The organism is Alysiella crassa DSM 2578 (genome assembly GCF_000745955.1).
GTDB classification, from domain to species: Bacteria; Pseudomonadota; Gammaproteobacteria; order Burkholderiales; family Neisseriaceae; genus Simonsiella; species Simonsiella crassa.
In genome coordinates this window covers 1-20,449 of sequence record NZ_JQKH01000005.1, presented here as the reverse complement: position 1 = coordinate 20,449, position 20,449 = coordinate 1, and the positions used below count along the sequence as shown (strand labels likewise).

Here is a 20,449-nt window from a genome sequence, read left to right as displayed (position 1 = left end):
ATAGTAGATTTTTGGGTTTTCAGGCTGCCTGAATATTTTGTTCATTTGAATATAAGCAAATCATCTAAATCACATAATCACAAAATCTTTTTTTTCAGAAATGAAATCGCGTATCCTGCCTGAAATTTCATTCATCAAAATCATCATGAATACATTGGAAATTCACAATATTTCATTGGGTTACAAACAAAATGGCAGTTTAAAAACCATTTTGCACGATTTCAATTTGCACATTCAGGCTGGCGAATTGGTCAGCTTGCTGGGGGCGAGTGGCGTGGGGAAATCTTCTTTACTGCGCGTGCTGGCGGGGCTGAATCAGCCGCTTTCAGGCAGCGTGTCGCTGTTTGGCGAAAAATTAACAAAACCGCACCCTCGCGTGGGTTTGGTGTTTCAGAGCGCGGCTTTGTTGCCATGGTTGAATGTGCGCGATAATGTGGCGTTTGGTTTGGATTTTGCCCACCAGCCCAAAATCAGCAAAGATGAACAAAATCAACGCATTGAATCTGCTTTGCAAGAAGTGGGTTTGGCAAATGCGGCAAACAAATATCCGTCTGAATTGTCGGGGGGCATGGCGCAACGGGCGGCTTTGGCGCGTGGGATTGTGCGCCAGCCGCAAGTTTTGTTGCTGGACGAGCCATTTTCGGCTTTGGACGCGGTGATTCGTGAGCAAATGCAAACCATGTTGCGCCAAATTGTGCAGCACCACAACACGGCTGCGTTGATGGTTACGCACGATATTGATGAGGCTTTGTTGGTGTCCGACCGCATTGTGTTGGTGGGCGGCAATGGGCGCATTGCGGGAACGTGGCAGCCTGAGTTGCCGTTTCCGCGTACGACACGTTTGGCGGAATTGCAAAATATGCGAACGGAAATTGTGCAAACTTTGCATTCGGCGCAACAATATGCCAATCAAGCGCAAACGGTGGAATTTGTGATTTGAGTTTCAGGCTGCCTGAAAATGTGTGGGGTGGACACCGTTTACCATTTTATTCACTCATAACAATTTGATTGGTTTGATGTTTTTGGTGGACGACATTTTTTGATTTCAATGCCCCGTTTTGGAAAACAAATTGATGACCACCACACCCCCAATAATCATCGCCATGCCCAAAATCGCTGGCAAATCAGGCTTTTGCCCAAACACCACCCACGCAATGAAAGCGGTGGCGACAATGCCCACGCCCGACCAAATCGCGTACACAATCCCCACAGGCAGCACGCGAAACACCAGCGACACCAAATAAAACGCCACGCCAAACGCACACATTGCCACCAAAGTGGGCAGCAATTTGGTAAAACCATCACTTTGTTTCAACATGGTTGTGCCAAGAATTTCGCAAGCAATGGAAATGGCTAATAAAATCCAATGGTTCATTTTTTTATCCTGATAAGATTTAAAATGGGATTATATGATTTTTCCATTTAAAATCATATTCTTGATAAATATTTTATTTTCAGCGCAAAAACCTTTTTCAGGCTGCCTTTTAGTACACGACAAAAATCTTTGGATTGCCTGAAACCTGTCCCCTCTCCCGCTTGCGGGGGAGGGTTAGGGTGGGGGTGGCTCGTTGATTTACAAAAATATTGATTTATTTCCACAAATTTACCCCCACCCTAGCCCTCCCCCGTTTGAGACGGGGGAGGGGACAGATTGGCGTAAATCCCAAAATTGTCGTGTACTGAAAGGCTGCCTGAAACTTTTTCCGCTAACTTATTCATCAAAAAAATCAACATCATGCAAACACGCCGCGATTTTCTGAAACTTTCCGCCCTGTTCACCGCCACAGCCGCCATGCCCTTGTTGCAAGCCTGCCAACAACGCGCTGCCGCCCAAGCCAATGCACCGCTCACCATTGGCTATTTGCCGATTTTGGACGCTGCACCGCTTTTGGTGGCACACGGTAAAGGCTTGTTTCAAAAAAACAATATTGAAACCGTCAAGCCGATTTTGTTCCGCAGTTGGGCGAGTTTGGTGGAGGCGTTTTTGAGTGGGCAAGTGAATGTGATACACGTTTTGTCGCCCATGAGCGTGTGGATGCGCTATGGCAGCCGTGCGCCTGTGCGTGCGCTGATGTGGAACCACACTTGCGGTTCGGCTTTGACCGTGCGCCCCGACATCAATCAAATCACTGATTTACAAGGACAAACCATCGCCATACCCTTTTGGTACAGCATACACAATGTGGTGGTGCAACAGCTTTTGCGACAAGCTGGTTTGCAAATTGTGGAGAAAAATCCGCAACTTGGGCAAGTCCGCCTGACCGTGATGCCGCCTTCCGACATGGTGGCGGCTTTGGCGGCGAAACAGATTGCGGGTTTCATCGTTGCCGAGCCGTTTAACGCGCTGGCGGAAGCCAAAGGTGTGGGCAAGATTTTGCGTTTTTCGGGCGACATTTGGCGCGAACACGCTTGCTGCCTGACGATGATGCACGACCACGACATCAACACGCGCCCCGATTGGGTGCAAGGCGTGATTGACGCACTGGTTCAGGCAGCCGCGTTCGCCAAACATCATCGCGTGGAAACGGCAGAATTGTTGGCAAAACAAGGCATCAACAAATACACGCCACACGATGTGGCGGTGTTGCGAAACGTGTTGCAACCCGAACCCGTGCAATGGGCAAAATACGAGCGCAACGGTGCAATCCGCCATGCCGATTGGCAGCAAAAACGCATTGATTTTCAACCTTTTCCATTTCAATCGTACAGCGAATTGCTGATTAAATTGCTCAAAGAAACGCATTTGGCTGGCGTGAACACCTTTTTGCAAGATGTGCAGCCTGAAATCGCGTCCAAAGAATTGTTTGACACGCGCTTTGTGGAAAAATCTTTGCAACAGCATGATTTAATGAAACAATTTGGTTTAAGCAGTTTGCAACGTGTGGAACAATTTAAGATTTGATTTCAGGCTGCCTGAAAGTACACGATGATTTTTGGGATTGCCACCAATCTGTCCCCTCCCCCTTGCATAGGGGGAGGGGGTAGGTTCGTGGCAACATCAAAAATTGTCGCATACCGTGAGGCAGCCTGAAAAAATAGGGGGAACCCATCTTGTCCCCCCACACAATTACACCACTTCAATCCAATCACGGTCTTGCAATGCACCCAAAGCAATTTGATGAATCAATTCCGTTGGCGCAGTACAAAGCGTTGATAAAACACGAATTTGATAATCTTTGGCAAAAGGCGACAAAGCCGTATGCGTAACACAATTTTGGGTCATGATGCCGCAAATGTCCACTTGTTCAATGCCATTTTCTTGCAAAATATCAATCAGATTGGTGTTTAAAAAACTGTCGGCATGGGCTTTTTGCACCAGCGGCTTGTCTGCCAGCAAAGCGGCAACCGAATCGTGCAACGCCGCACCATGCGAACCTTTCGCAAACAAAGGATAATCGGCTGGCATAATGTGTTGCACGCCAATCACAAGTTGCCCTTGCGCGTTGGCTGCCTGAATGTGGCTGGCGATGTTTTGCGCCACATTGTCCACATTAAATTGGTCAAATTTGCCGTTTGCGCTGGCAAAATATTCGTTTTGTACGTCAATCACGAGTAAAGCGGTTTTCATGTTTTCAATACCTTTGTTTTGAATTGAGAAAAATATTTCAAGTTTCCTGAAACATTATTTTTTTAAATCAATGATTTCACCATCTTTTGGAATGATGACTTTATCTTGGATTTTTTCGCCAATCACGAATTTACGCATATCTTCACGGCTTACGCTGTTGTGGTTGGTGGTGTCCATGTGAACCGTGATGATTTTGGCTTTGGGCGCAATTTGGGTGGCTTTTAACACATCGTTCGTACCCATGATGATGCTTTCGGCAATGCCATTGATTCGCGCATAGCCTGTGTTCATAATCAAATAATCGGGATTGAATTTGTGCAAAGCTTTATTCACATCGGCAGTCCACACCGTATCGCCCACAATATAAGCCGTTGCATGACCGTCTTTTTTGATGACCACACCCATGGCTTCGCCCAAAATTTTGGCAAAAGTGGGATTGGCATACATTTCCACCGTGCCGTGCGAACCACCTGTTTTGTGCAATTCAACACCATTAAAAATCGCTTTACCGTTAATCACTTGTACATTTTTGAAACCTTGTGAACGAATTAACTGGGCATCGTCTTCATGTTGCGTGAAAATGGGCAAATGTTTGGGAATGGCATTTTGCGCAGCTTTGTCCCAATGGTCTTCATGGGTGTGGGTAACGATGACTGCGTCCACGCCTTTCACGATTTCGCGTTCCGACATCGGCAAATCCACCAAAGGCGAACGCAAATGGCTGTTGAATGTGCCTTCAAAACCTGCCATTGAACCTTTTTTGGCAAAAAATGGGTCTACCAAAAAAGTTTGTCCTGCATATTCAATTTTGGCTGTGGCATTGCGAATGTGTTGATAGCTGTCGGCTGCCCAAGCATTCAGGCTGCCTGCAAACAATAAGCTGGCGAGAGCGATGTGTTTCAATTTCATTTTGCGTATTCCTATTTGATAAAAAATGAAATTGTAGCCGTGCCAATCAGGGCTTTACAGCGTAAAATCCACGAAATCATCGCCCCAAACAGAGAAATTGTAAGAAATGAAAAAATTTGACGACAAAATCAGTTTAGCCATTTTGCAAACTTTGCGCCAAAACAGCCGCATAAGTTGGCAAGAATTGGGCAAAACCGTGCATTTGAGCGGACAAGCCACCGCCGAGCGCGTGAAACAAATGCAAGAAAACGGTGTGATTGACGGTTTCACAATCCGCGAAAACCGACCACGCCATTTCATCGGCGTGATGATGAAACACACGAATTTTCAAGCGTTTGAAGATTGGTTGCGCGGCAAACCCAATGTGGAGAGCGTGGACAAAACCAGTGGCGACATTTGCTATCACATTGTTTACGCAACAGAGAATATGGCAGAATTGGAACAATTTTTGAATGAATTGCTGCAACACGGTGGTTATCGTTTAAACAGCAGCATTCGGCGCGTGAAATGAATTTCAGGCTGCCCAACACCAAATTGGGCTGCCTGAACATTTTATTGATGCGTTTACCAATAATTCAAGATTTTCCACCACACGCCGCCAACCACGGCAAACACGATGAAATTGACCACGCTCATGATGAAACCTGCTTTCCACCATTCACCCATGGTGGTGTAGCCCGAACCAAACACAACGGGCGATGTGCCTGTGGCGTAGTGGGTCAAACTCATCATCAGGCTGGACGCAGCCGCAAACATCAAAGCCGTGAGCATGGGTGGCGAACCCAAAGAAATGGCTGCCCCCAAAAATGCCCCAAACATGGCGGTAATGTGGGCGGTGGTGCTGGCAAAGAAATAGTGCGCGTACATGTACGCCAACACCAGCAGCAAACCTGCCATCATGCCACTGACACCAAAACCGCCAATGGTCGTTTCAAGGCTGCCTGAAAACCATTTAATCACGCCCAATTTATTCAAATAAGTTGCCATCATGATTAAAGCACCAAACCAAATAATGGTGTCCCAAGCACTTTTTTCTTTCAAAATATCGTCCCAAGTCAAGACGTTGCTCAACAGCAGTAAACTCAATCCAATGAATGCCGTGGCTGTGGCATTGACCGCATAGGCTTTGCCCAACAGCATTTCAGGCACACCCGCCCACAGCAGCAACAAAATCACAAAAATCGCCAACATGATTTTTTCATCAAGCGACATTTTGCCCATTTGCGCCAATTTTTCTTTGGCAAAAGCAACCGCATTGGGGGTTTCTTTGATTTCAGGTGGATAAAGCCAATACAACACCAAAGGCATTAAGGCAAACGCCACCAAACCTGGTACCAGCATCGCCCAAGCCCACGCGCCCCAACTTAAACGAAAATCGCTGCCCACCACTTCCGCAATCAAATTCACCACCAAAGGATTGGGTGCGGTGGCGGTAATGAACATGGTGGAACTGATGGGATTGGAATGGTAATTGACCAATGCCAAATATTTGCCCATGTGTTTTTCGGTGCCTTTTTCGGGGTCGGAATCGTAGCTGCCTGCAATGGATTTCATAATGGGGTGCATGATTGCGCCACCGCGAGCCGTGTTGCTGGGTGTAACAGGCGCAAGCAGCAATTCGGATAATGCCAAACTGTATCCAATCCCCAAGGTTTTTTTGCCAAACACAGCAATGAATAAATAAGCGATTCGCGCCCCCAAGCCCGTTTTCAGCAAACCGCGTGAAATCATGATGGCAATACCAATTAACCAAATCAACGAATTGGCATACGATGACAAAGCATGGTCTATGGCTTGACTGGGTTTATCTGCCGTAACCCCCGATACCGCCACCAACATCACCGCCACAATGGACATCGCACCAATGGGCATGGCTTTACCAATAATCGCCGCAATCACGCCCACAAACATCGCCAACAAATGCCAACCTTGTGGCGATACGCCTTCGGGTATCGGGCTGAACCAGATTATCAATGCCAGCGCAATGGCAATCAGGGTGGGAATGGGTTTGAAACCCAATTCGCGTTTCATAAAATTCTCCTTATCTGTGTTGTGAAACTGGGTGTAATTGTACGCTTTTGCGACCCGAGTGCATTTGTGTTAGCGCAAATTTTTTTTTGGAAATAGTTTGCAAGTGGACTGAGCTGTCCTACAATTTTGTCATATAGTCGCAGAATTGAAACAGCACTACGGCGTTGCTAATACCACGCTACAACTCTTTTTTGAAATCAACTGACTTATTTGAAATATTTTTTTACTTATTTCAATTCAAAATTGAAAGAAAAAACCATGAATTTCAAAAAATTAACTTTATTACCCTTATTATTGATTTTAAACGCTTGCCGTGCCGAGCCGAATTTTGTCGCGCCATCGGAACACGCCCTGCCGCCAATCACACGCGCCACACAATCGCCTTTTTCGGGCAATACGGAAATGGCGCATCAAAAAATTGCCAAACACATCATCTTGTTGCCCGACAGTCGCCCCATTTCCTTTGGCAACAACATCTTACTGCTGGGCGACCCCGACAGCCAAACCTACCCACACGGCGTTTTGGGCGACACGATTGAAGCGAAAACGCTCTACACTTTGGACGCGCAAACGCTGAAACCTGCCGCCCAAGCGTTCAGGCTGCCTGAAAACTTGGTTTTTGAAAACAACACTTTGGCGGTTTGGGGCGACAAAATCGTGGCGGTCATTTCAGGCGATGGCGCAGGGGCGCGCGTGGCGGTGTTGGCGTTGCAAGGGCAAAATTGGCAGATTGTTGCCGAAAGTGCGCCTTTGCCGTCTCATCGTTGGCAATCGCCCTTTGTGTTTCAAAATCAACTGTATGCCGTGCAAATGCCGCATATTGTGGGACGCTTGGTGCGCTATGAAATGCAAGGCAAGCGTTTGATTGAACAGGAATTGGGCGAAGGTTTCAGCAACCACGCCATCGGTTCGCACGACACGCAAATTGCGGCGGTGCTGCCCGAATACGCGCTGATTCCGCAAATGGGTTTTCGCCATGTTTTCGCGCTGGACGGTTCAGGCAGCCTGAAAAAGCTGTCGCCCGAATTGCCAGCCAAAATTGTGCGCAGCGCGGTGCAAAATCACACAGCATATTTTTTGCTGGCAGACGGCAGCGTGTGGACGTGGTCGCAGCCTGAAAGGTAATCCAAAATATGAATGAAAACGATAAATTGGTTTTGTTTTTGTTGGGATTTATCCCAAAATCGGATTTGTCGGATTGGTTTGATGAATACATTGCCAATCATGAAGTTGATGAAATTCCAGTAGATTTTTTTGAATGGCACTCCAATGGCGAATATCGTTTTTTTCCTATTCGTGATTATTTAAAATCTCAATATCCTGATTTTTCAGAAAATAGCGTCCATGTGGAAAGAGTATTAGCCAGATATTTGCTTTCTTTTATTCAACAATATATGGAGAATGGCTTATCTGAATACGAATTTTGTTATCAATTATCACAAATTGAAGAACATTTTTTAACTGATTACCCCAAAATCACAGAAAAAAACATCATTTATTATCCTGATTGGTTGAACGGTTTATATGATGTTTGTGATTGGTGTCAAGAAAAAGATTGGGACGCTGATGAAAAAGCAGATTTTTACCATCATTTATTGTCAGCTAAAAAATCAATTGAAATATGGTTACAGGCAGCCTGAACACACCAAATCCCATTCTTATTCTATCCATTAGAAACAAACAATCTAACGCCATAATCCGCTTTTGTGTATGATTTGCGCCATCAACATCACACAAAATTGAAAAGATTATGAAAAATCAATCCACTGTTTTGGGCATAATGGGTTTATTGATTTTGCTCGCGCTGTGGCAAATCGGCAGCCTGATTTTGGCGCAAACCATGCCCTTGGCAAATATGCTCGCGCCCGCCGCCGCGCTGGGCAGCCTGAAAACACTATTGCTTGGCGGACAACTTTGGGAACACATTTTCGCCAGCTTGCAAAGGGTGGGCGTGGGTTTGGCGTTTGCGCTGCTGATTGGTGTGCCTGTGGGTTTCGCGCTGGGTTTGTCGCGCAAAACGGAGCAGACCGCCAGCCCCGCATTCCAATTTTTACGCATGATTTCGCCGCTTTCGTGGATGCCTGTGGTGGTCATGCTGTTTGGCATTGGCGATGCACCGATTTACTTTTTGCTGGCGTTTGCGGCGGTGTGGGCGATTATTTTGAACACGGCGGCAGGCGTGAAAAACATCAACCCACAATGGCTGGAATTGGGGCGTTCATTGAGCGCGACCCAATCGGAAATGTTGTTGAAAATCATGCTGCCTGCTGTGTTGGGCGACATTTTGAACGGTTTGCGTTTGGCGATTGGCATTGTGTGGGTGGTACTCGTGCCGTGCGAAATGTTGGGCGTGAACGAAGGTTTGGGCTATTTCATTTTGGACACGCGCGACCGTTTGGCGTATGCCGAATTGATGGCGGCGATTGTGTTGATTGGCATGATTGGTTGGGCTTTGGACAGCATGGCGCGGTCGGCGGCGAAGTTTTGGCAACGTAATTAATTGTTCATTATAAAATACTGGGCAGCCTGAAAACCGCGTTCAGGCTGCCTTTTTGTTATAATCGCTTTTTTATTGACATCAAAGGAATAAGCATGACTTTACGCCTATTCGTACTCGCTGCGTTGCTGATTACCACCCCCACATTTGCCCAAACACCCAGCGATGAAAGCGTGAACAAACTGATTCAACTGACTGAATCCGAAAAAGTTTTAGAGATAAACCATGAAGTAGGCATTCAAGCCGCCACCGAAGCGATTTGGCAGCAGGCTTTACCCCAACCCAAAATGGGCGACCAAACGCAACGCAATCAGATTATTGATATTGTTGATGAATTTCAAGAAAATGTGAAAAAACGCATTTTCTCGCCCAGTATGCGTGAAGCCGAATTGAATGTATTAAGACGCGCTCTGAAACAGAATTACACGCAAGAAGAAATTGACGCACAATTGCAATTTTACAGCACGCCCATTGGTCGCCAAATCATTGCCAAACAAGCGGTTTATGTGGAACAAACCGCGCGTGATTTAGCCGAATTAACCCAAAAGCGTTACGCAGCAGCGATTGAAGCCGAATTGCCGCAATCTATGGCGAAATTTCAGGCTTTGAACGCGAAAAAATCGCCCAAAGCCACCACCAAATCCCCCAAAAAAACCAGCCCCAAAAATAAACAGAAAGCCAAATAATTATGGAAAAAAAATTTTTAGACTTGCTGATTTGCCCAATTACAAAAAAACCATTGGAATATCATGCGGATACACAGGAATTGTGGAGCAAAGCCGCTAAACTCGCCTTTCCCATTCGTGATGGCATTCCGATTATGCTGGAACAGGAAGCGCGTGAATTAAGCGATTTGGAAGTAAAATCATGAATTTTAGCGTGATTTTACCTGCGCGATTATCGTCCAGCAGGCTGCCTGAAAAGGCGTTGGCGGACATTGGTGGCAAACCGATGATAGTCCGCGCCGCCGAACAAGCGGCGCAATCCGCCGCGAAAAACGTGATTGTGGCGACCGACCACGAGCGCATTCAGGCTGCCTGCGCCGCGCACAACATCGCCAGCGTGATGACGGGCGCACACCACACCAGCGGCACCACGCGTTTGGCGGAAGCCGCGCAATTGTTGGGTTTGGCGGACGATGAAATCGTGGTAAACGTGCAGGGCGATGAGCCTTTGATTCCGCCTGATTTGATTGCGCGTGTGGCGCATAAATTGGCAACAAGCGGCGCACCGATGGCAACGGCGGCGCACCCTGTGCATGATTTTGCGGAATTTATGAATCCAAATTGTGTGAAAGTGGTGTTAAATCAATCAGGTAAGGCTTTGTATTTTAGCCGTGCTCCGATTGCGTATCCGCGTGATGTGATGTTGGCGGGCGAAACACGGCTGCCTGAAAATACGCCTTTGCGCCATATTGGGATTTATGCTTATCGCGTTGATTTTCTGAAAAAATATGCACAATTAGCCGAATCACCTTTGGAAGTGTGCGAGAGTTTGGAACAATTGCGGGTGTTGTGGCATGGCTATGAGATTGCGGTCGAAGTGTTGGATTTTGCGCCGCCTGCTGGGGTGGATACGGCAGAAGATTTGGTGCGGGTGCGGCAATATTATTCCAATCATTAAATATTTTCAGGCTGCCTTTCACTAATCTACAAAAAACGTGTCAATCTGACGTAGAAAATGTAAGGTGCGCTGTGCGCACCAAATGGCTGAATAATTTAAATATTGTGGTGATTTTGGTGCGCACGGCACACCCTACATGAGTTTTGTCGGGTACTGAAAGGCTGCCTGAAAATTTTAGGGTGGACAGCGTCTATCCTGCAAAACTTCAACAAATTGTCGTGTACCGAAAGGCAGCCTGAAAGTGCTTTCAGGCTGCCTGAATATTATCCGTTTGTTTGTATAGTCGCAGAACTAAAAAAGCATTACGGCGTTGCCAACGCCCTTATGTACTATTCGTACACGGCGGGCGTTGTCGCCTTGTACTGCATTTTCATTTCTACGACTATAATTGAGAAAAAATCATGAAAAAAATCATCTTATTGATACTATTTTGTGTGATGCCCTGTGCATACGCCGCGCCGCGCATTGCCACGTCTGATTGGACAGTATCGGAAACGCTGACCGCCATCGGCGCACCGCCTTTGGTGGCTGGAGACAAGGTTTCCTATCAAAAATGGGTGGGCTATCCGCGTTTGCCTGCCCAAACTGCTGATTTTGGCGTGCGTATGCAGCCGAATATTGAATATTTAGCCCGTTTGCGCCCCGATTTTTTTGTGCAAACGGCGTTTTATATGGGCAGCGCGGACAGTTTACGCAAAATCGCGCCCGTCCACCAAATTGACATGGCAGACGAGCGCGGCACAACATGGGACAAAACCGTGTCCGCCACCCGCGAATTGGCAAAATTGGCGCAACGCGAAACCGCCGCCGAAACGCTGATTACGGCAACCGAACAGCGTTTTATGCAACAAAAACAGCAGTTAAGCAAAATTGCCCATCGCCCTGTGGCGGTGGTGCAATTTATCAATGCGCGGCAGGTGCGGATTTATGGCGACACGAGTTTGTTTCATGTGGTGCTGGGCAAATTGGGTTTGCGTAATGCGTGGACGGGGGCGAGCAATCAATGGGGTTTTGCCAATATTGGTTTGGGCGAACTGGCGCGGCTGCCTGAAAACACCTTGCTGCTTGTGGTGAAGCCGCACCCTGTGGACGTGGGGCGAACTTTGCAGCACAGCGCATTGTGGCGGCGTTTGCCGATGTCGCGTGCGGATAATCATCGGGTGCTGACGGCGGTGTGGGCGTATGGTGGTTTGGCGGCGATGGGGCGATTTGGGGATTTGTTGGTGGACGCGGCGGTGCATGGGAAACAGGATAATTGGTAAAATTAAAGTTAAAATTGAAATTTAAATAATCAAATCAGTTTTTTAATAACGCCACTCTCAACTATTTTTTGAAATGAACTGATTTATTTAACATGAATTCGGGATAAGAAATCATTAACGACTTGTTTTAATCAATATTCCGCCGTAGGGTGTGTTTGCACCCACTCTACGCAAGTCATTTATTTTCATGAAATTTTCAAATTTTTTATCCCAAGAAAGAGTTGAGAATGGCGTTTACTTTCATGAAATATTCAATTTTCTTATCCTGAGTTCACATTATTTTATTGCCCAGCCATTTGCACCGAAATCAGGCGACCACCTTGCCCTTTTTGTAGCAAAACTTGTGCGCCTTCGGTTAATTTGATTTTGCCACCAATTGGAATGGCGATTTTATTTTGTACATCATACATTTCAGGTAGCCCTTCATTGACCAGCCACCAATTGCCATTGTGCAAGACAAAATAGCCCACACGTTTGGCTTCATCGGCGGAAAGACGTTCATTGGGGAAAACCGTGCTGTTGGCATGCCATTTGAACAGCGATTGTCCGCTATAAACCATAATGCGATGATTATCAAGGCGATAGCTGTCGTTGGGCGCGGCGGAATACAAATTCAACACAGGCAGGCTGCCTGAATGCGGCGTACCACAAAATGGACAAACAGGGCGGCGACTGTTGTCAAACGGATACCATTTTTGCTCACAACTTGGATTGCTGCAAGGTTGCAACAAATCCACCGTTTTGACCAAAGCACGTTCCCATTCATCGGCAGTGGGGCGCGAGTTTGGTTGGTGCAGCCCATCTATGAAAGCACGTTTAAACAAATCTGCAATATAAGGACCACAAACGGTATAGGGGATTTTGTTGGTGTCTTTCCAAGGTAAATCGGCGGATCTGCAGTTGGCAACTTTAATGCGGTTGCTGTTGTCTTTCGGGTGTTCCACGAACAAGGCTTGGCTGCCCATGCTCAATTCTTCATCGCGTTGACTGTCATTGGGGTCGTGAATTTTGTCGCCGCGCAAAGGATGACGATACAGCAAATACATGTAAATCAGCACCGCCAAAGCGTGTAAATCTGTGGTGCGGCTCGGTAATTTGCGGTTGGGGTCATCTTTGGGCAGATGTGCGCTGGCAACGACTTCGGGCGCAATGAAATCGGGTGTGCCAACCACACTGGGTGGGTGTTTTCCAGGTACGACCAAACCGTCAATGTCAATCAGGCAGGCTTGACCTGTTACGGGGTCTATCAAACAGTTTTTGTAGCCCAAATCGCTGTGGCTCAAACCTGCCATGTGCATGCGTCTGACGGCACGGGACAACATGATGCAGATTTTCAAATGTGTCATCCAGTCGCCCAATTCACGCGGGTCAAGGAAGCGATTGCGGTTGGATGCGCTGGCAAACCATTTGCCGTCTTTGTCTTTGCCTTTGATGTTGAGCATGTCGTTGTTGCGGCTGCCGTGTTCAAAGAAAAAACAATCGCGGTAAAACGGCGCAACCACACCCAATTTACCATTGTGTTCCACCACGGCGGTGGGCCAACAATACAGTTTTTTCAAATATTCGCCACCTTCTTGCTCAAAAATGCGCTTACGATACAAACCTGTGATTTGTTCTAAACGTTCACGCGTAGCAACATCGGCAGGCTCACGAAAAAAAGCCACCACATAATCTTTGTTGGGCGAAAACATCACATCTTTCATACCGCCTTGTGCTTTGATTTCGTTTACAAATTGTATGGTTTCGCCATTGGTGGCGGTTAGGGTAATAATATTGCTCATGATGTGCTTTCTGAGTTTTCGGTGGGTTTACTTGGAGTTTCAGGCAGCCTGAAAAAGCCGTTTGGCACAAACATCGCCAAAGTACGGTCATCGTGATTGCCTGCCGACCAAAAATTCAGCCACCTTTCCAAAGCTTGTTCAGGCTGTTTGTCTTGCAAAACATCTTGTAATTCTGCCCATAAATCTTGCCATTTTTGTGGATTTTTGAGTTGGGCATCGGTTTCAAATTTCGGGTCGGATACACCGTCAGTCATCGCAAACAAAACGGGCGGTGAAGCACAAATGCCACAACGGGTGCGCTTTTGCAATGCGGCAAGAGTGGTTTCATCGGCGGTTAAAAAGCGTGTTTCCCCCGAATAACTACCACTGTCGCTTTCAGCAACAAAAGCCAAAGTTTGGTTTTCAGGCAGCCAAATTGCCAATGCGCCATCACCAACGCTGTATATGGCATTTATCCATGTACCATCTTCAATCGGTAAACTCAAAATAAACAACAAGGTACAGGATAATTTTTTCAATTCAATGCCATTGTCTTTGGCGGTTTGGTACAAAGCCACCATGGCTTGATACGCGGCATGATTGACTAAATTGACCAGCACCTCTTTGCGCTGCTTGATATCTTGATTATGGTTTAGGGAAAAGTTGGGGTCGCCCATGCCCAATTTTTGCCACACGGCATCGGCGGCATTATCTACTGCCACTTGCGAACCCAAACGCGAATACTCTGCGCTGCCTGCCCCATCTGATACTGCAATAAAATGCAAACCCGTAGCGGAATGGTAGCGAATGGCAAAATCATCATCGCAAGGTTTGCCCGTATGGGCGTGTGAACGTCCACGCACGCGTGCAGCCAGTAACATACCATGTGGTGTGATGGTTGGTTCTTCGTGGTAATTGTCCTCTTTGTAGAAAGGGATATTGCGGTCGGTAGGAATATTTGCCCACAAATCTTTGGGGTTGGGGTTGATGTAGAGACTGTGGTGAATGGGGTCTAGATTGCCATTATTTAAATAATAGGTAATGTGTACATCACCCGAATAATTGGGTGTGCCAATAATGCGTTGCGTATCAGCTTCCCATGTCAAGCCACATTCAGGCTGAATACGCAAATCTTGGGCATTGGGCGGCAATTGAGCAAAATAAGCTTCTCCTTTGCGGGCATTGGGTAAGGGTGTGCTGTGTTTTGCTGGCGGCATGGGATTACTGTTATTTTTTTGCGGTTCAGGTTGGCTGGAAATTTCTGTAGTGAGTGGTTTTTCTTTTGCTGCTACCAAGGTTTCAGGAGCAGTAGGCGCAACGCTTTCATTTGCAGACAGTTGAGACGCAATTGCGGTATTTGCCATTTCATTTTCATTTTGAATGAGCGAAGATGGTATGAAAGTTGTATTGTTCAAAACCATGTTGTCTATATTTACTGTGGCTAAATTGGTTTCATTTACTGTTGTATTTTGATGGCTGGGTGTGGGTAAATGATTGGGTTCAATAACCGTGTTATTTGGTGTCATGTTTTTTGTTGCAGATTCAGGCAATTCGGGTACATGAACTGTATTGTCCGTTACTTCGTTTTCATGTTGAGTGGGAACATGGTTTTCCGAACAAACAATAATATTTTCATTTTCTCCCGAGATTTCACTTTCAGGCTGCCTGAAAAACGTTGTTGCATTCGCATTTTTATGTGAATTAGGCATATTTTCAGATACATTATTTTCATTTTTTATATGTACAAATTGCAGCCAATTTTCCTGTAATTGGGTTAACAGTCCCTTATTTTGTGCAACAAATTCAGCAAATTCCGCTTCATCGCATTTCGCCCAAAAATCTTGCCATTTTTTTAAATTATTCATGATGTCATCCTCTGTGCTTATGTTTAGCTGTATGAGTAAGTGATGTCAAAATCTTGCACCACTCACACAAAATACCTGTGAATATCCCTTTACAAAACAACATTGATGGAAATAGGCGGCGGTGGCAATTCTGTGCTTTGCGATGGGCTACCCACGCTCACGCTGCTTTTCGATACGGCAGACGAAACCCATTGGAAGAATTGAGCAAATGAAACTGCGTCCATCGTATCCAACGAAACAACATGGTTACTCAATTGTTTCAAATAACTTGCGTCCGCTTTAGGACCTGCGGCACACGCCACAATGTTGCCAAAACCCAATTGTTTGATTTTCGCCACGGTTTCACTAAACACCAGCAAATCGGTGGGTTTGCCGTCTGTTAAAACGATGAGTATCGGTCGCCAATCGCCTTTTTGCTGGGCTGAACCCACAATGCGGTCGCGCTGTACTGCTTCCACAATGTGTTCCAACGCAGCACCCAAAAAAGTGGCACCACTTTCGGGGCAAATGATTTCAGGCAGCACGATTTGTTCCAAAGGCGTGATTGGCAGCACGGTTTTGATTTGGCTGTCAAACGTGATGATGCTTAAATGCACACTTTCCAAAGCATACGGATTTTGGCGCAAAGATGACATCAATGCGCGTAAACCAGCATTTACCGCTTCAATGGGTTCGCCACGCATTGAGCCAGAAGTATCAATGCAAATGTAAGTGAGTAATCGGCGCGACATGATTTTCCTTTTTCAAATGAATAAAAGCTGCCTGAAAAACGGTACAAAACATTTTCAGGCAGCCTGAATAAATCAATATGGTATGTAATCGGATTTAAGCAAGTCCACAAAGCGGTCGGTTTCCGCAAATTCACCTACCGCACGGAATACCCAACTGCCTTGTGCATCGCGTTCAACACGGGCAAAAGTCATGGTGCAATGACTACTGTTGTCGCTTTTGCCACCGATTTCGTAATAACAAATTTCACGACCTTTGGCATCCAAAGCTCGAATGCGTGCTTGATTCACGCCTGCGAAAGATTGACCGCGTTCCTTGCCTTTGAAAATCGTAACCAAAAACACGATTGCCGTGTATTCTGCTGGCAAGTTATCCAAATCCACTTCAATGGTTTCATCGTCATTTTGGCTGGCTGAACCCGTGCGGTTGTCGCCACTCAAACGGATTTTGCCACTTGGGTGAACCAGCGAATTGTAGAAAACCACATCGCCCCCCATCAAAGTAGGACGACCATTTTCATTCAATTTACCCAAATTGCCGACTTTGCCGTTGGCGTTTAACACAAAAGCCACCGCGTCCAAATCGTATTCGGGCGACGCATTGACCACTTCCCAACCCAAACCCACACTCAAACGCGACAAATCAAAACCCGTGTCTTTGCGTAAATTCACGCCCTGACCTTTTCGCAAGGAAATTGCCATTTCACGCTCCTATTTGTTTTAGTGAACCACATTGATGGTAGGGGGCGGTGGGGGCAGTTCGTCCAAGCCACTGACTTCTTTGCCATTTTCAATTTTTTGGCTGGATACCGAAATGGACGCCGATACCCATTTAAAATAAGCTGCAATAGAGCTGGAATCTGCCGTATCCAAAGAAACCACCGTTTCCGTGATTTGTCGTAAAGTGGCGGTGTCGGCAGACGCACCCGCCGCGCACGCCACGAATGCACCCGTTTTCACGCCCTTCATCGCCGCAATGCCCTTGCTCAAATTGTCGGTGGGCGCACCGTCTGACAACAAAAACACGAGTGGTTTCCAATCGCCTTTCACTTCCACGCTGCCTTTGACCACTTCACGGTTAATACAATCTGCCAGTAAACTCAATGCTTCACCCATGGCGGTAGTGCCGTTTGCTTGAATATTGGGTACTTGGAAATCTGTCAATTCGGTTAATGGTGTGATTTGCTTGGCAGAACTGCTGAATGTAATCACCGATAAATACGCAGTTTCCAGCGCGTAAGGGTCTTGGCGTAAAGCATTTGCCATTACTTGCAAACCATTGCGCACAGCTTCAATCGCTTCGCCATGCATGGAGCCAGATGTATCAATCAACAAATAAATCGGTAAACGGCGCATAACACACTCCTTAAATTAGGGTTTAGAGTTTAGGATTGGTAAAAAACAAACAGTTGTAATATAAAGAATTTTTATGAAAATATTGTTATCATTTTGATTGTAAAATAATTACACTTATTTTACAAGTTCAGGCAGCCTGAAAAAACGCATTTCGTGTAAAAAATCATTTTTTGTTTTGAGTAAAATCATTTACAATTACAATCAAATACTCATTTTTACTCAATCAGACAAGGATTTTATTTATGAATGAACATTTGGGTTTCCCCATAGAAACCGTTGCCGTTTTTGTGATTTTATCAGTTGGTGCGATTGCAATTGACCTGTTTGCTCACAGAGACGACAAACCTATGTCGCTGAAAAGTGCGTCATTGTGGTCGGTGTTTTGGATTTTGGTGTCGTTGGCATTTGGTGTGTTTTTGTGGTTCCATCATGGTAGCGAAATGGCGAGTTTGTTCTTCACAGGCTATGCGCTGGAAAAAGTATTATCGGTGGACAATCTGTTTTTGATGATGGCAGTATTTGCGTGGTTTAAAGTACCAGATGGTTTGCGCCATCGCGTGCTGTATTGGGGAATTATGGGGGCGATTGTGTTCCGCATGATTTTTGTGGCGATTGGCACAGGTTTGTTGGCATTGGGTCCGTATGTGGAATTGGTGTTCGCGCTGATTGTGGGATGGACTGCCGTGATGATGTTGAAACAAGATGATGGCGATGATGAAAATGAAGACTATTCGGAACATTTGGCATACCGTTGGGTGCATAAATTTTTCCCCGTATTTCCGCGTTTGTATGGACACAATTTCTTTTTGAATGCGACAGAATTGCAAAAAGCACGCGAAACGTATCCTGATGTGAAATTGGAATTGGCTGGTGAAGATGTGAAGCACCCTGAAAACAGCCACCCCAGTCCCATGAAAAAAGGTCAGTTGGTTGCCACACCCTTGTTTTTGTGTTTGGCAGTGATTGAATTGTCGGACGTGATGTTTGCGTTTGACAGCGTGCCAGCCGTGATTGCGGTGTCCAAAGAACCTTTGATTGTGTATAGCGCGATGATGTTTGCGATTTTGGGTTTACGTACTTTGTATTTTGTATTGGAAGCCTTGAAAGGCTATTTGGTGCATTTGGAAAAAGCGGTGATTGTGTTGCTGTTTTTCATTGCGTTCAAATTGGGTTTGGCGGCGACCAATCATTTATTCCATCATGGTTTTGAGATTTCGCCAAATGAGTCTTTGGTGGTGGTATTGGTTGTACTGACTTTGGGTGTGGTGGCATCATTTATTTTCCCTGAAAAAGCAGAAGACAAGACATCTCAATCAGATACATCAGAAAAATAATCTTCAGGCAGCCTGAAAAGCAGCAAAACGATGCTGCCTGAAAACATCAATTTGTTTTCAGGCAGCTTTTTTATTTTTACGCATAAAAAGGAAATTGATATGGCAGTAACTTTAAGCAAAGGTCAAAATGTTTCATTGAGCAAAACAGACCCTACTTTAAAACACATCTTAATTGGCTTGGGCTGGGACGCACGCAGCAGCGATGGGCAAGCATTTGATTTGGATGCCAGCGTGTTCATGACCAGCGACACAGGCAAAGTGTTATCAGATGATTATTTTATTTTTTATAATCAACTGGTTTCTCCATGCGGTTCGGTACAGCACACAGGGGATAATTTGACGGGAGACGGCGATGGCGACGATGAAAGCGTGATTGTGGAATTGGATAAAGTGCCTGCCAACATCAAATCTTTGTACATCACCGTAACGATTCATGACGCGGATTTACGCCGCCAAAATTTTGGTCAAGTGAGCAACGCCTTTGTGCGTTTGGTGAATCATGAAACAGGGCAGGAAGTGTTGCGCTTTGATTTGTCGGAAGATTACAGCACAGAAACAGCGATGGTGTTTGGTGAAGTGTACCGCCATAATGGCGATTGGAAATTCCGTGCGATTGGGCAGGGTTATTCGGGCGGATTGCTGAGTTTGTGCCAACAATATGGTGTGAACGTGGCGTAATTTTTTTCAGGCTGCCTTTCAGTACACCATCCACAATTTTTATTGCGTACCCAAAGGCAGCCTGAAAACACATTTTTATCAAAATCAGGAGTTCTTCAATCATGGCAATCAGTTTGCAAAAAGGTGGCAACATCAATTTGAGTAAAGAAGCCCCCACTTTAACCAAAATGCAACTCGGTTTGGGCTGGGACGTGCGCGCCACAGACGGTGCAGATTTTGATTTGGACGGCAGCGCGTTTTTGTTGAATGCGGCTGGCAAAGTGCGTTCAGATGCGGATTTCATTTTCTACAATCAAACCCAGTCCGACACAGGTGCAGTAGAACATCAAGGCGACAACCGTACAGGTGTAGGTGTAGGTGATGGCGATGATGAAATTATTGTGGTGGATTTGAGCAAAATCCCTGCCAATGTAGAAAAAGTTGCCATTACCGTAACCATTCATGATGCGGAAGTACGTAAACAAAATTTCGGGCAAGTCGCCAGTGCCTATATTCGTTGCGTGAACGCCAACAACGATGTGGAAGTGGCGCGTTTTGATTTATCGGAAGACGCTTCCATTGAAACGGCGATGATTTTTGGCGAAATTTACCGTCATCATGGTGAATGGAAATTCAAGGCGATTGGTCAAGGTTTTAAAGGTGGATTGGCGGCTTTGGCGAAACATTATGGTGTGAATATTTAAGGAATGTTTCAGGCTGCCTTACAGTACACGACACCTACATGTAGGGTGCGTGGTACGCACCGAAATTTCAATTATTTGAATGATTTGGTGCGTGGTACGCACCCTACATTTTGGGTGTTTGTAAAAATTGTCGTGTACTGTAAGGCTGCCTGAAA

Annotated in this window: 24 protein-coding genes; 14 read left to right on the top strand and 10 right to left on the bottom strand. The window is 45.9% G+C overall.

Going from position 1 to position 20,449, the window contains the following annotated elements; translation table 11 throughout:
* Positions 1-145: 145 nt before the first annotated feature.
* On the top strand, positions 146-940 hold the full coding sequence (locus tag Q338_RS01045) for an ABC transporter ATP-binding protein (RefSeq protein ID WP_034291216.1): 795 nt from the start codon (positions 146-148) through the stop codon (positions 938-940).
* A 105-nt stretch (positions 941-1,045) separates the two neighbouring features.
* On the opposite strand, the gene Q338_RS01040 is transcribed toward Q338_RS01045, so the two are convergent.
* Positions 1,046-1,375, bottom strand: a complete 330-nt coding sequence (locus Q338_RS01040) for a DMT family transporter (protein ID WP_034291135.1) — start codon at positions 1,373-1,375, stop codon at positions 1,046-1,048.
* Positions 1,376-1,669: 294 nt separating this feature from the next.
* Here Q338_RS01040 and Q338_RS01035 point away from each other — a divergent pair, with 294 nt between their 5' ends.
* Entirely contained in the window at positions 1,670-2,902 is a 1,233-nt protein-coding gene (locus Q338_RS01035; protein ID WP_244773061.1) for an ABC transporter substrate-binding protein, read from the top strand.
* Here the strand turns inward: Q338_RS01035 and Q338_RS14255 are convergent.
* Genes Q338_RS14255 through Q338_RS01025 form a run of 3 tightly spaced genes read right to left on the bottom strand, consistent with a single transcriptional unit; the run spans position 2,892 to position 4,477 of the window.
* A complete protein-coding gene (locus tag Q338_RS14255) occupies positions 2,892-3,050 on the bottom strand; it encodes a hypothetical protein (protein ID WP_156961012.1) in 159 nt (52 codons plus the stop codon). The genes Q338_RS01035 and Q338_RS14255 overlap by 11 nt on opposite strands.
* A gap of 17 nt (positions 3,051-3,067) precedes the next feature.
* Positions 3,068-3,568 (bottom strand): isochorismatase family protein, encoded by a 501-nt coding sequence (locus tag Q338_RS01030; protein WP_034291131.1) that lies wholly within the window; start codon positions 3,566-3,568, stop codon positions 3,068-3,070.
* A 54-nt stretch (positions 3,569-3,622) separates the two neighbouring features.
* Entirely contained in the window at positions 3,623-4,477 is an 855-nt protein-coding gene (locus Q338_RS01025; RefSeq protein WP_034291129.1) for an MBL fold metallo-hydrolase, read from the bottom strand.
* A 106-nt stretch (positions 4,478-4,583) separates the two neighbouring features.
* Between Q338_RS01025 and Q338_RS01020 the strand changes: the two genes are divergently transcribed.
* Positions 4,584-4,988, top strand: a complete 405-nt coding sequence (locus tag Q338_RS01020) for an Lrp/AsnC family transcriptional regulator (RefSeq protein ID WP_034291127.1) — start codon at positions 4,584-4,586, stop codon at positions 4,986-4,988.
* 53 nt (positions 4,989-5,041) lie between these two features.
* Here Q338_RS01020 and Q338_RS01015 read toward each other — a convergent pair whose 3' ends face one another.
* Positions 5,042-6,508, bottom strand: a complete 1,467-nt coding sequence (locus Q338_RS01015) for a DASS family sodium-coupled anion symporter (protein ID WP_034291122.1) — start codon at positions 6,506-6,508, stop codon at positions 5,042-5,044.
* A 258-nt stretch (positions 6,509-6,766) separates the two neighbouring features.
* On the opposite strand from Q338_RS01015, the gene Q338_RS01010 reads away from it, so the two are divergent.
* The 8 genes from Q338_RS01010 to Q338_RS00980 all read left to right on the top strand — a co-directional run bounded on the left by Q338_RS01010 (position 6,767) and on the right by Q338_RS00980 (position 11,890).
* Positions 6,767-7,633 (top strand): hypothetical protein, encoded by an 867-nt coding sequence (locus Q338_RS01010; protein WP_147293723.1) that lies wholly within the window; start codon positions 6,767-6,769, stop codon positions 7,631-7,633.
* Between the two features lie 8 nt (positions 7,634-7,641).
* Positions 7,642-8,148, top strand: coding sequence for a hypothetical protein (locus Q338_RS13610; protein WP_051968379.1), 507 nt, complete (start codon positions 7,642-7,644; stop codon positions 8,146-8,148).
* 110 nt (positions 8,149-8,258) lie between these two features.
* Positions 8,259-9,008 carry an ABC transporter permease gene (locus Q338_RS01000; protein WP_034291120.1) on the top strand — a complete coding sequence of 250 codons (750 nt, stop codon included), beginning with the start codon at positions 8,259-8,261 and terminating at the stop codon, positions 9,006-9,008.
* Positions 9,009-9,100: 92 nt separating this feature from the next.
* Entirely contained in the window at positions 9,101-9,691 is a 591-nt protein-coding gene (locus Q338_RS00995; protein ID WP_034291115.1) for a DUF2059 domain-containing protein, read from the top strand.
* A gap of 2 nt (positions 9,692-9,693) precedes the next feature.
* Complete coding sequence (locus Q338_RS00990) at positions 9,694-9,876, top strand: Trm112 family protein (protein WP_034291114.1); 183 nt, start codon at positions 9,694-9,696, stop codon at positions 9,874-9,876.
* Positions 9,870-10,628: a 3-deoxy-manno-octulosonate cytidylyltransferase gene (kdsB, locus tag Q338_RS00985; protein WP_115723717.1), complete on the top strand. Its 759-nt coding sequence runs from the start codon at positions 9,870-9,872 to the stop codon at positions 10,626-10,628. The genes Q338_RS00990 and kdsB overlap by 7 nt, the downstream gene beginning before the upstream one ends.
* Before the next feature lie 213 nt (positions 10,629-10,841).
* Positions 10,842-11,033, top strand: coding sequence for a hypothetical protein (locus Q338_RS14250; RefSeq protein ID WP_115723718.1), 192 nt, complete (start codon positions 10,842-10,844; stop codon positions 11,031-11,033).
* Positions 11,030-11,890, top strand: coding sequence for an iron-siderophore ABC transporter substrate-binding protein (locus Q338_RS00980; RefSeq protein ID WP_034291111.1), 861 nt, complete (start codon positions 11,030-11,032; stop codon positions 11,888-11,890). The genes Q338_RS14250 and Q338_RS00980 overlap by 4 nt, the downstream gene beginning before the upstream one ends.
* A gap of 281 nt (positions 11,891-12,171) precedes the next feature.
* On the opposite strand, the gene Q338_RS00975 is transcribed toward Q338_RS00980, so the two are convergent.
* The 5 genes from Q338_RS00975 to Q338_RS00955 form a co-directional block, all read right to left on the bottom strand.
* Positions 12,172-13,671: a helix-hairpin-helix domain-containing protein gene (locus tag Q338_RS00975; protein WP_034291110.1), complete on the bottom strand. Its 1,500-nt coding sequence runs from the start codon at positions 13,669-13,671 to the stop codon at positions 12,172-12,174.
* A complete protein-coding gene (locus tag Q338_RS13605; RefSeq protein WP_051968378.1) occupies positions 13,668-15,515 on the bottom strand; it encodes a PP2C family serine/threonine-protein phosphatase in 1,848 nt (615 codons plus the stop codon). Before Q338_RS13605 ends, Q338_RS00975 begins: the two co-directional genes overlap by 4 nt.
* 89 nt (positions 15,516-15,604) lie before the next feature.
* A complete protein-coding gene (locus tag Q338_RS00965; RefSeq protein WP_084693439.1) occupies positions 15,605-16,246 on the bottom strand; it encodes a VWA domain-containing protein in 642 nt (213 codons plus the stop codon).
* Positions 16,247-16,318: 72 nt separating this feature from the next.
* Positions 16,319-16,945 (bottom strand): TerD family protein, encoded by a 627-nt coding sequence (locus tag Q338_RS00960; protein WP_034291108.1) that lies wholly within the window; start codon positions 16,943-16,945, stop codon positions 16,319-16,321.
* A gap of 18 nt (positions 16,946-16,963) precedes the next feature.
* A complete protein-coding gene (locus Q338_RS00955; protein ID WP_034291106.1) occupies positions 16,964-17,599 on the bottom strand; it encodes a vWA domain-containing protein in 636 nt (211 codons plus the stop codon).
* A gap of 242 nt (positions 17,600-17,841) precedes the next feature.
* Between Q338_RS00955 and Q338_RS00950 the strand changes: the two genes are divergently transcribed.
* From Q338_RS00950 to Q338_RS00940, 3 genes are all read left to right on the top strand, one after another.
* Positions 17,842-18,933 (top strand): TerC/Alx family metal homeostasis membrane protein, encoded by a 1,092-nt coding sequence (locus tag Q338_RS00950; RefSeq protein WP_034291104.1) that lies wholly within the window; start codon positions 17,842-17,844, stop codon positions 18,931-18,933.
* Between the two features lie 99 nt (positions 18,934-19,032).
* Positions 19,033-19,611 carry a TerD family protein gene (locus Q338_RS00945; RefSeq protein ID WP_034291206.1) on the top strand — a complete coding sequence of 193 codons (579 nt, stop codon included), beginning with the start codon at positions 19,033-19,035 and terminating at the stop codon, positions 19,609-19,611.
* Positions 19,612-19,712: 101 nt separating this feature from the next.
* Complete coding sequence (locus Q338_RS00940) at positions 19,713-20,294, top strand: TerD family protein (protein ID WP_034291103.1); 582 nt, start codon at positions 19,713-19,715, stop codon at positions 20,292-20,294.
* Positions 20,295-20,449: the final 155 nt, after the last annotated feature.

What these genes read in the sequence shown, in the direction of transcription:
- Q338_RS01045 (WP_034291216.1), top strand. Translation starts at nt 146, where the DNA reads ATGAATACATTGGAAATTCACAATATTTCATTGGGTTACAAACAAAAT.
- Q338_RS01040 (WP_034291135.1), bottom strand. Translation starts at nt 1,375, where the DNA reads ATGAACCATTGGATTTTATTAGCCATTTCCATTGCTTGCGAAATTCTT.
- Q338_RS14255 (WP_156961012.1), bottom strand. Translation starts at nt 3,050, where the DNA reads ATGGGTTCCCCCTATTTTTTCAGGCTGCCTCACGGTATGCGACAATTT.
- Q338_RS01030 (WP_034291131.1), bottom strand. Translation starts at nt 3,568, where the DNA reads ATGAAAACCGCTTTACTCGTGATTGACGTACAAAACGAATATTTTGCC.
- Q338_RS01025 (WP_034291129.1), bottom strand. Translation starts at nt 4,477, where the DNA reads ATGAAATTGAAACACATCGCTCTCGCCAGCTTATTGTTTGCAGGCAGC.
- Q338_RS01020 (WP_034291127.1), top strand. Translation starts at nt 4,584, where the DNA reads ATGAAAAAATTTGACGACAAAATCAGTTTAGCCATTTTGCAAACTTTG.
- Q338_RS01015 (WP_034291122.1), bottom strand. Translation starts at nt 6,508, where the DNA reads ATGAAACGCGAATTGGGTTTCAAACCCATTCCCACCCTGATTGCCATT.
- Q338_RS01010 (WP_147293723.1), top strand. Translation starts at nt 6,767, where the DNA reads ATGAATTTCAAAAAATTAACTTTATTACCCTTATTATTGATTTTAAAC.
- Q338_RS13610 (WP_051968379.1), top strand. Translation starts at nt 7,642, where the DNA reads ATGAATGAAAACGATAAATTGGTTTTGTTTTTGTTGGGATTTATCCCA.
- Q338_RS01000 (WP_034291120.1), top strand. Translation starts at nt 8,259, where the DNA reads ATGAAAAATCAATCCACTGTTTTGGGCATAATGGGTTTATTGATTTTG.
- Q338_RS00995 (WP_034291115.1), top strand. Translation starts at nt 9,101, where the DNA reads ATGACTTTACGCCTATTCGTACTCGCTGCGTTGCTGATTACCACCCCC.
- Q338_RS00990 (WP_034291114.1), top strand. Translation starts at nt 9,694, where the DNA reads ATGGAAAAAAAATTTTTAGACTTGCTGATTTGCCCAATTACAAAAAAA.
- Q338_RS00980 (WP_034291111.1), top strand. Translation starts at nt 11,030, where the DNA reads ATGAAAAAAATCATCTTATTGATACTATTTTGTGTGATGCCCTGTGCA.
- Q338_RS00975 (WP_034291110.1), bottom strand. Translation starts at nt 13,671, where the DNA reads ATGAGCAATATTATTACCCTAACCGCCACCAATGGCGAAACCATACAA.
- Q338_RS13605 (WP_051968378.1), bottom strand. Translation starts at nt 15,515, where the DNA reads ATGAATAATTTAAAAAAATGGCAAGATTTTTGGGCGAAATGCGATGAA.
- Q338_RS00965 (WP_084693439.1), bottom strand. Translation starts at nt 16,246, where the DNA reads ATGTCGCGCCGATTACTCACTTACATTTGCATTGATACTTCTGGCTCA.
- Q338_RS00960 (WP_034291108.1), bottom strand. Translation starts at nt 16,945, where the DNA reads ATGGCAATTTCCTTGCGAAAAGGTCAGGGCGTGAATTTACGCAAAGAC.
- Q338_RS00955 (WP_034291106.1), bottom strand. Translation starts at nt 17,599, where the DNA reads ATGCGCCGTTTACCGATTTATTTGTTGATTGATACATCTGGCTCCATG.
- Q338_RS00950 (WP_034291104.1), top strand. Translation starts at nt 17,842, where the DNA reads ATGAATGAACATTTGGGTTTCCCCATAGAAACCGTTGCCGTTTTTGTG.
- Q338_RS00945 (WP_034291206.1), top strand. Translation starts at nt 19,033, where the DNA reads ATGGCAGTAACTTTAAGCAAAGGTCAAAATGTTTCATTGAGCAAAACA.
- Q338_RS00940 (WP_034291103.1), top strand. Translation starts at nt 19,713, where the DNA reads ATGGCAATCAGTTTGCAAAAAGGTGGCAACATCAATTTGAGTAAAGAA.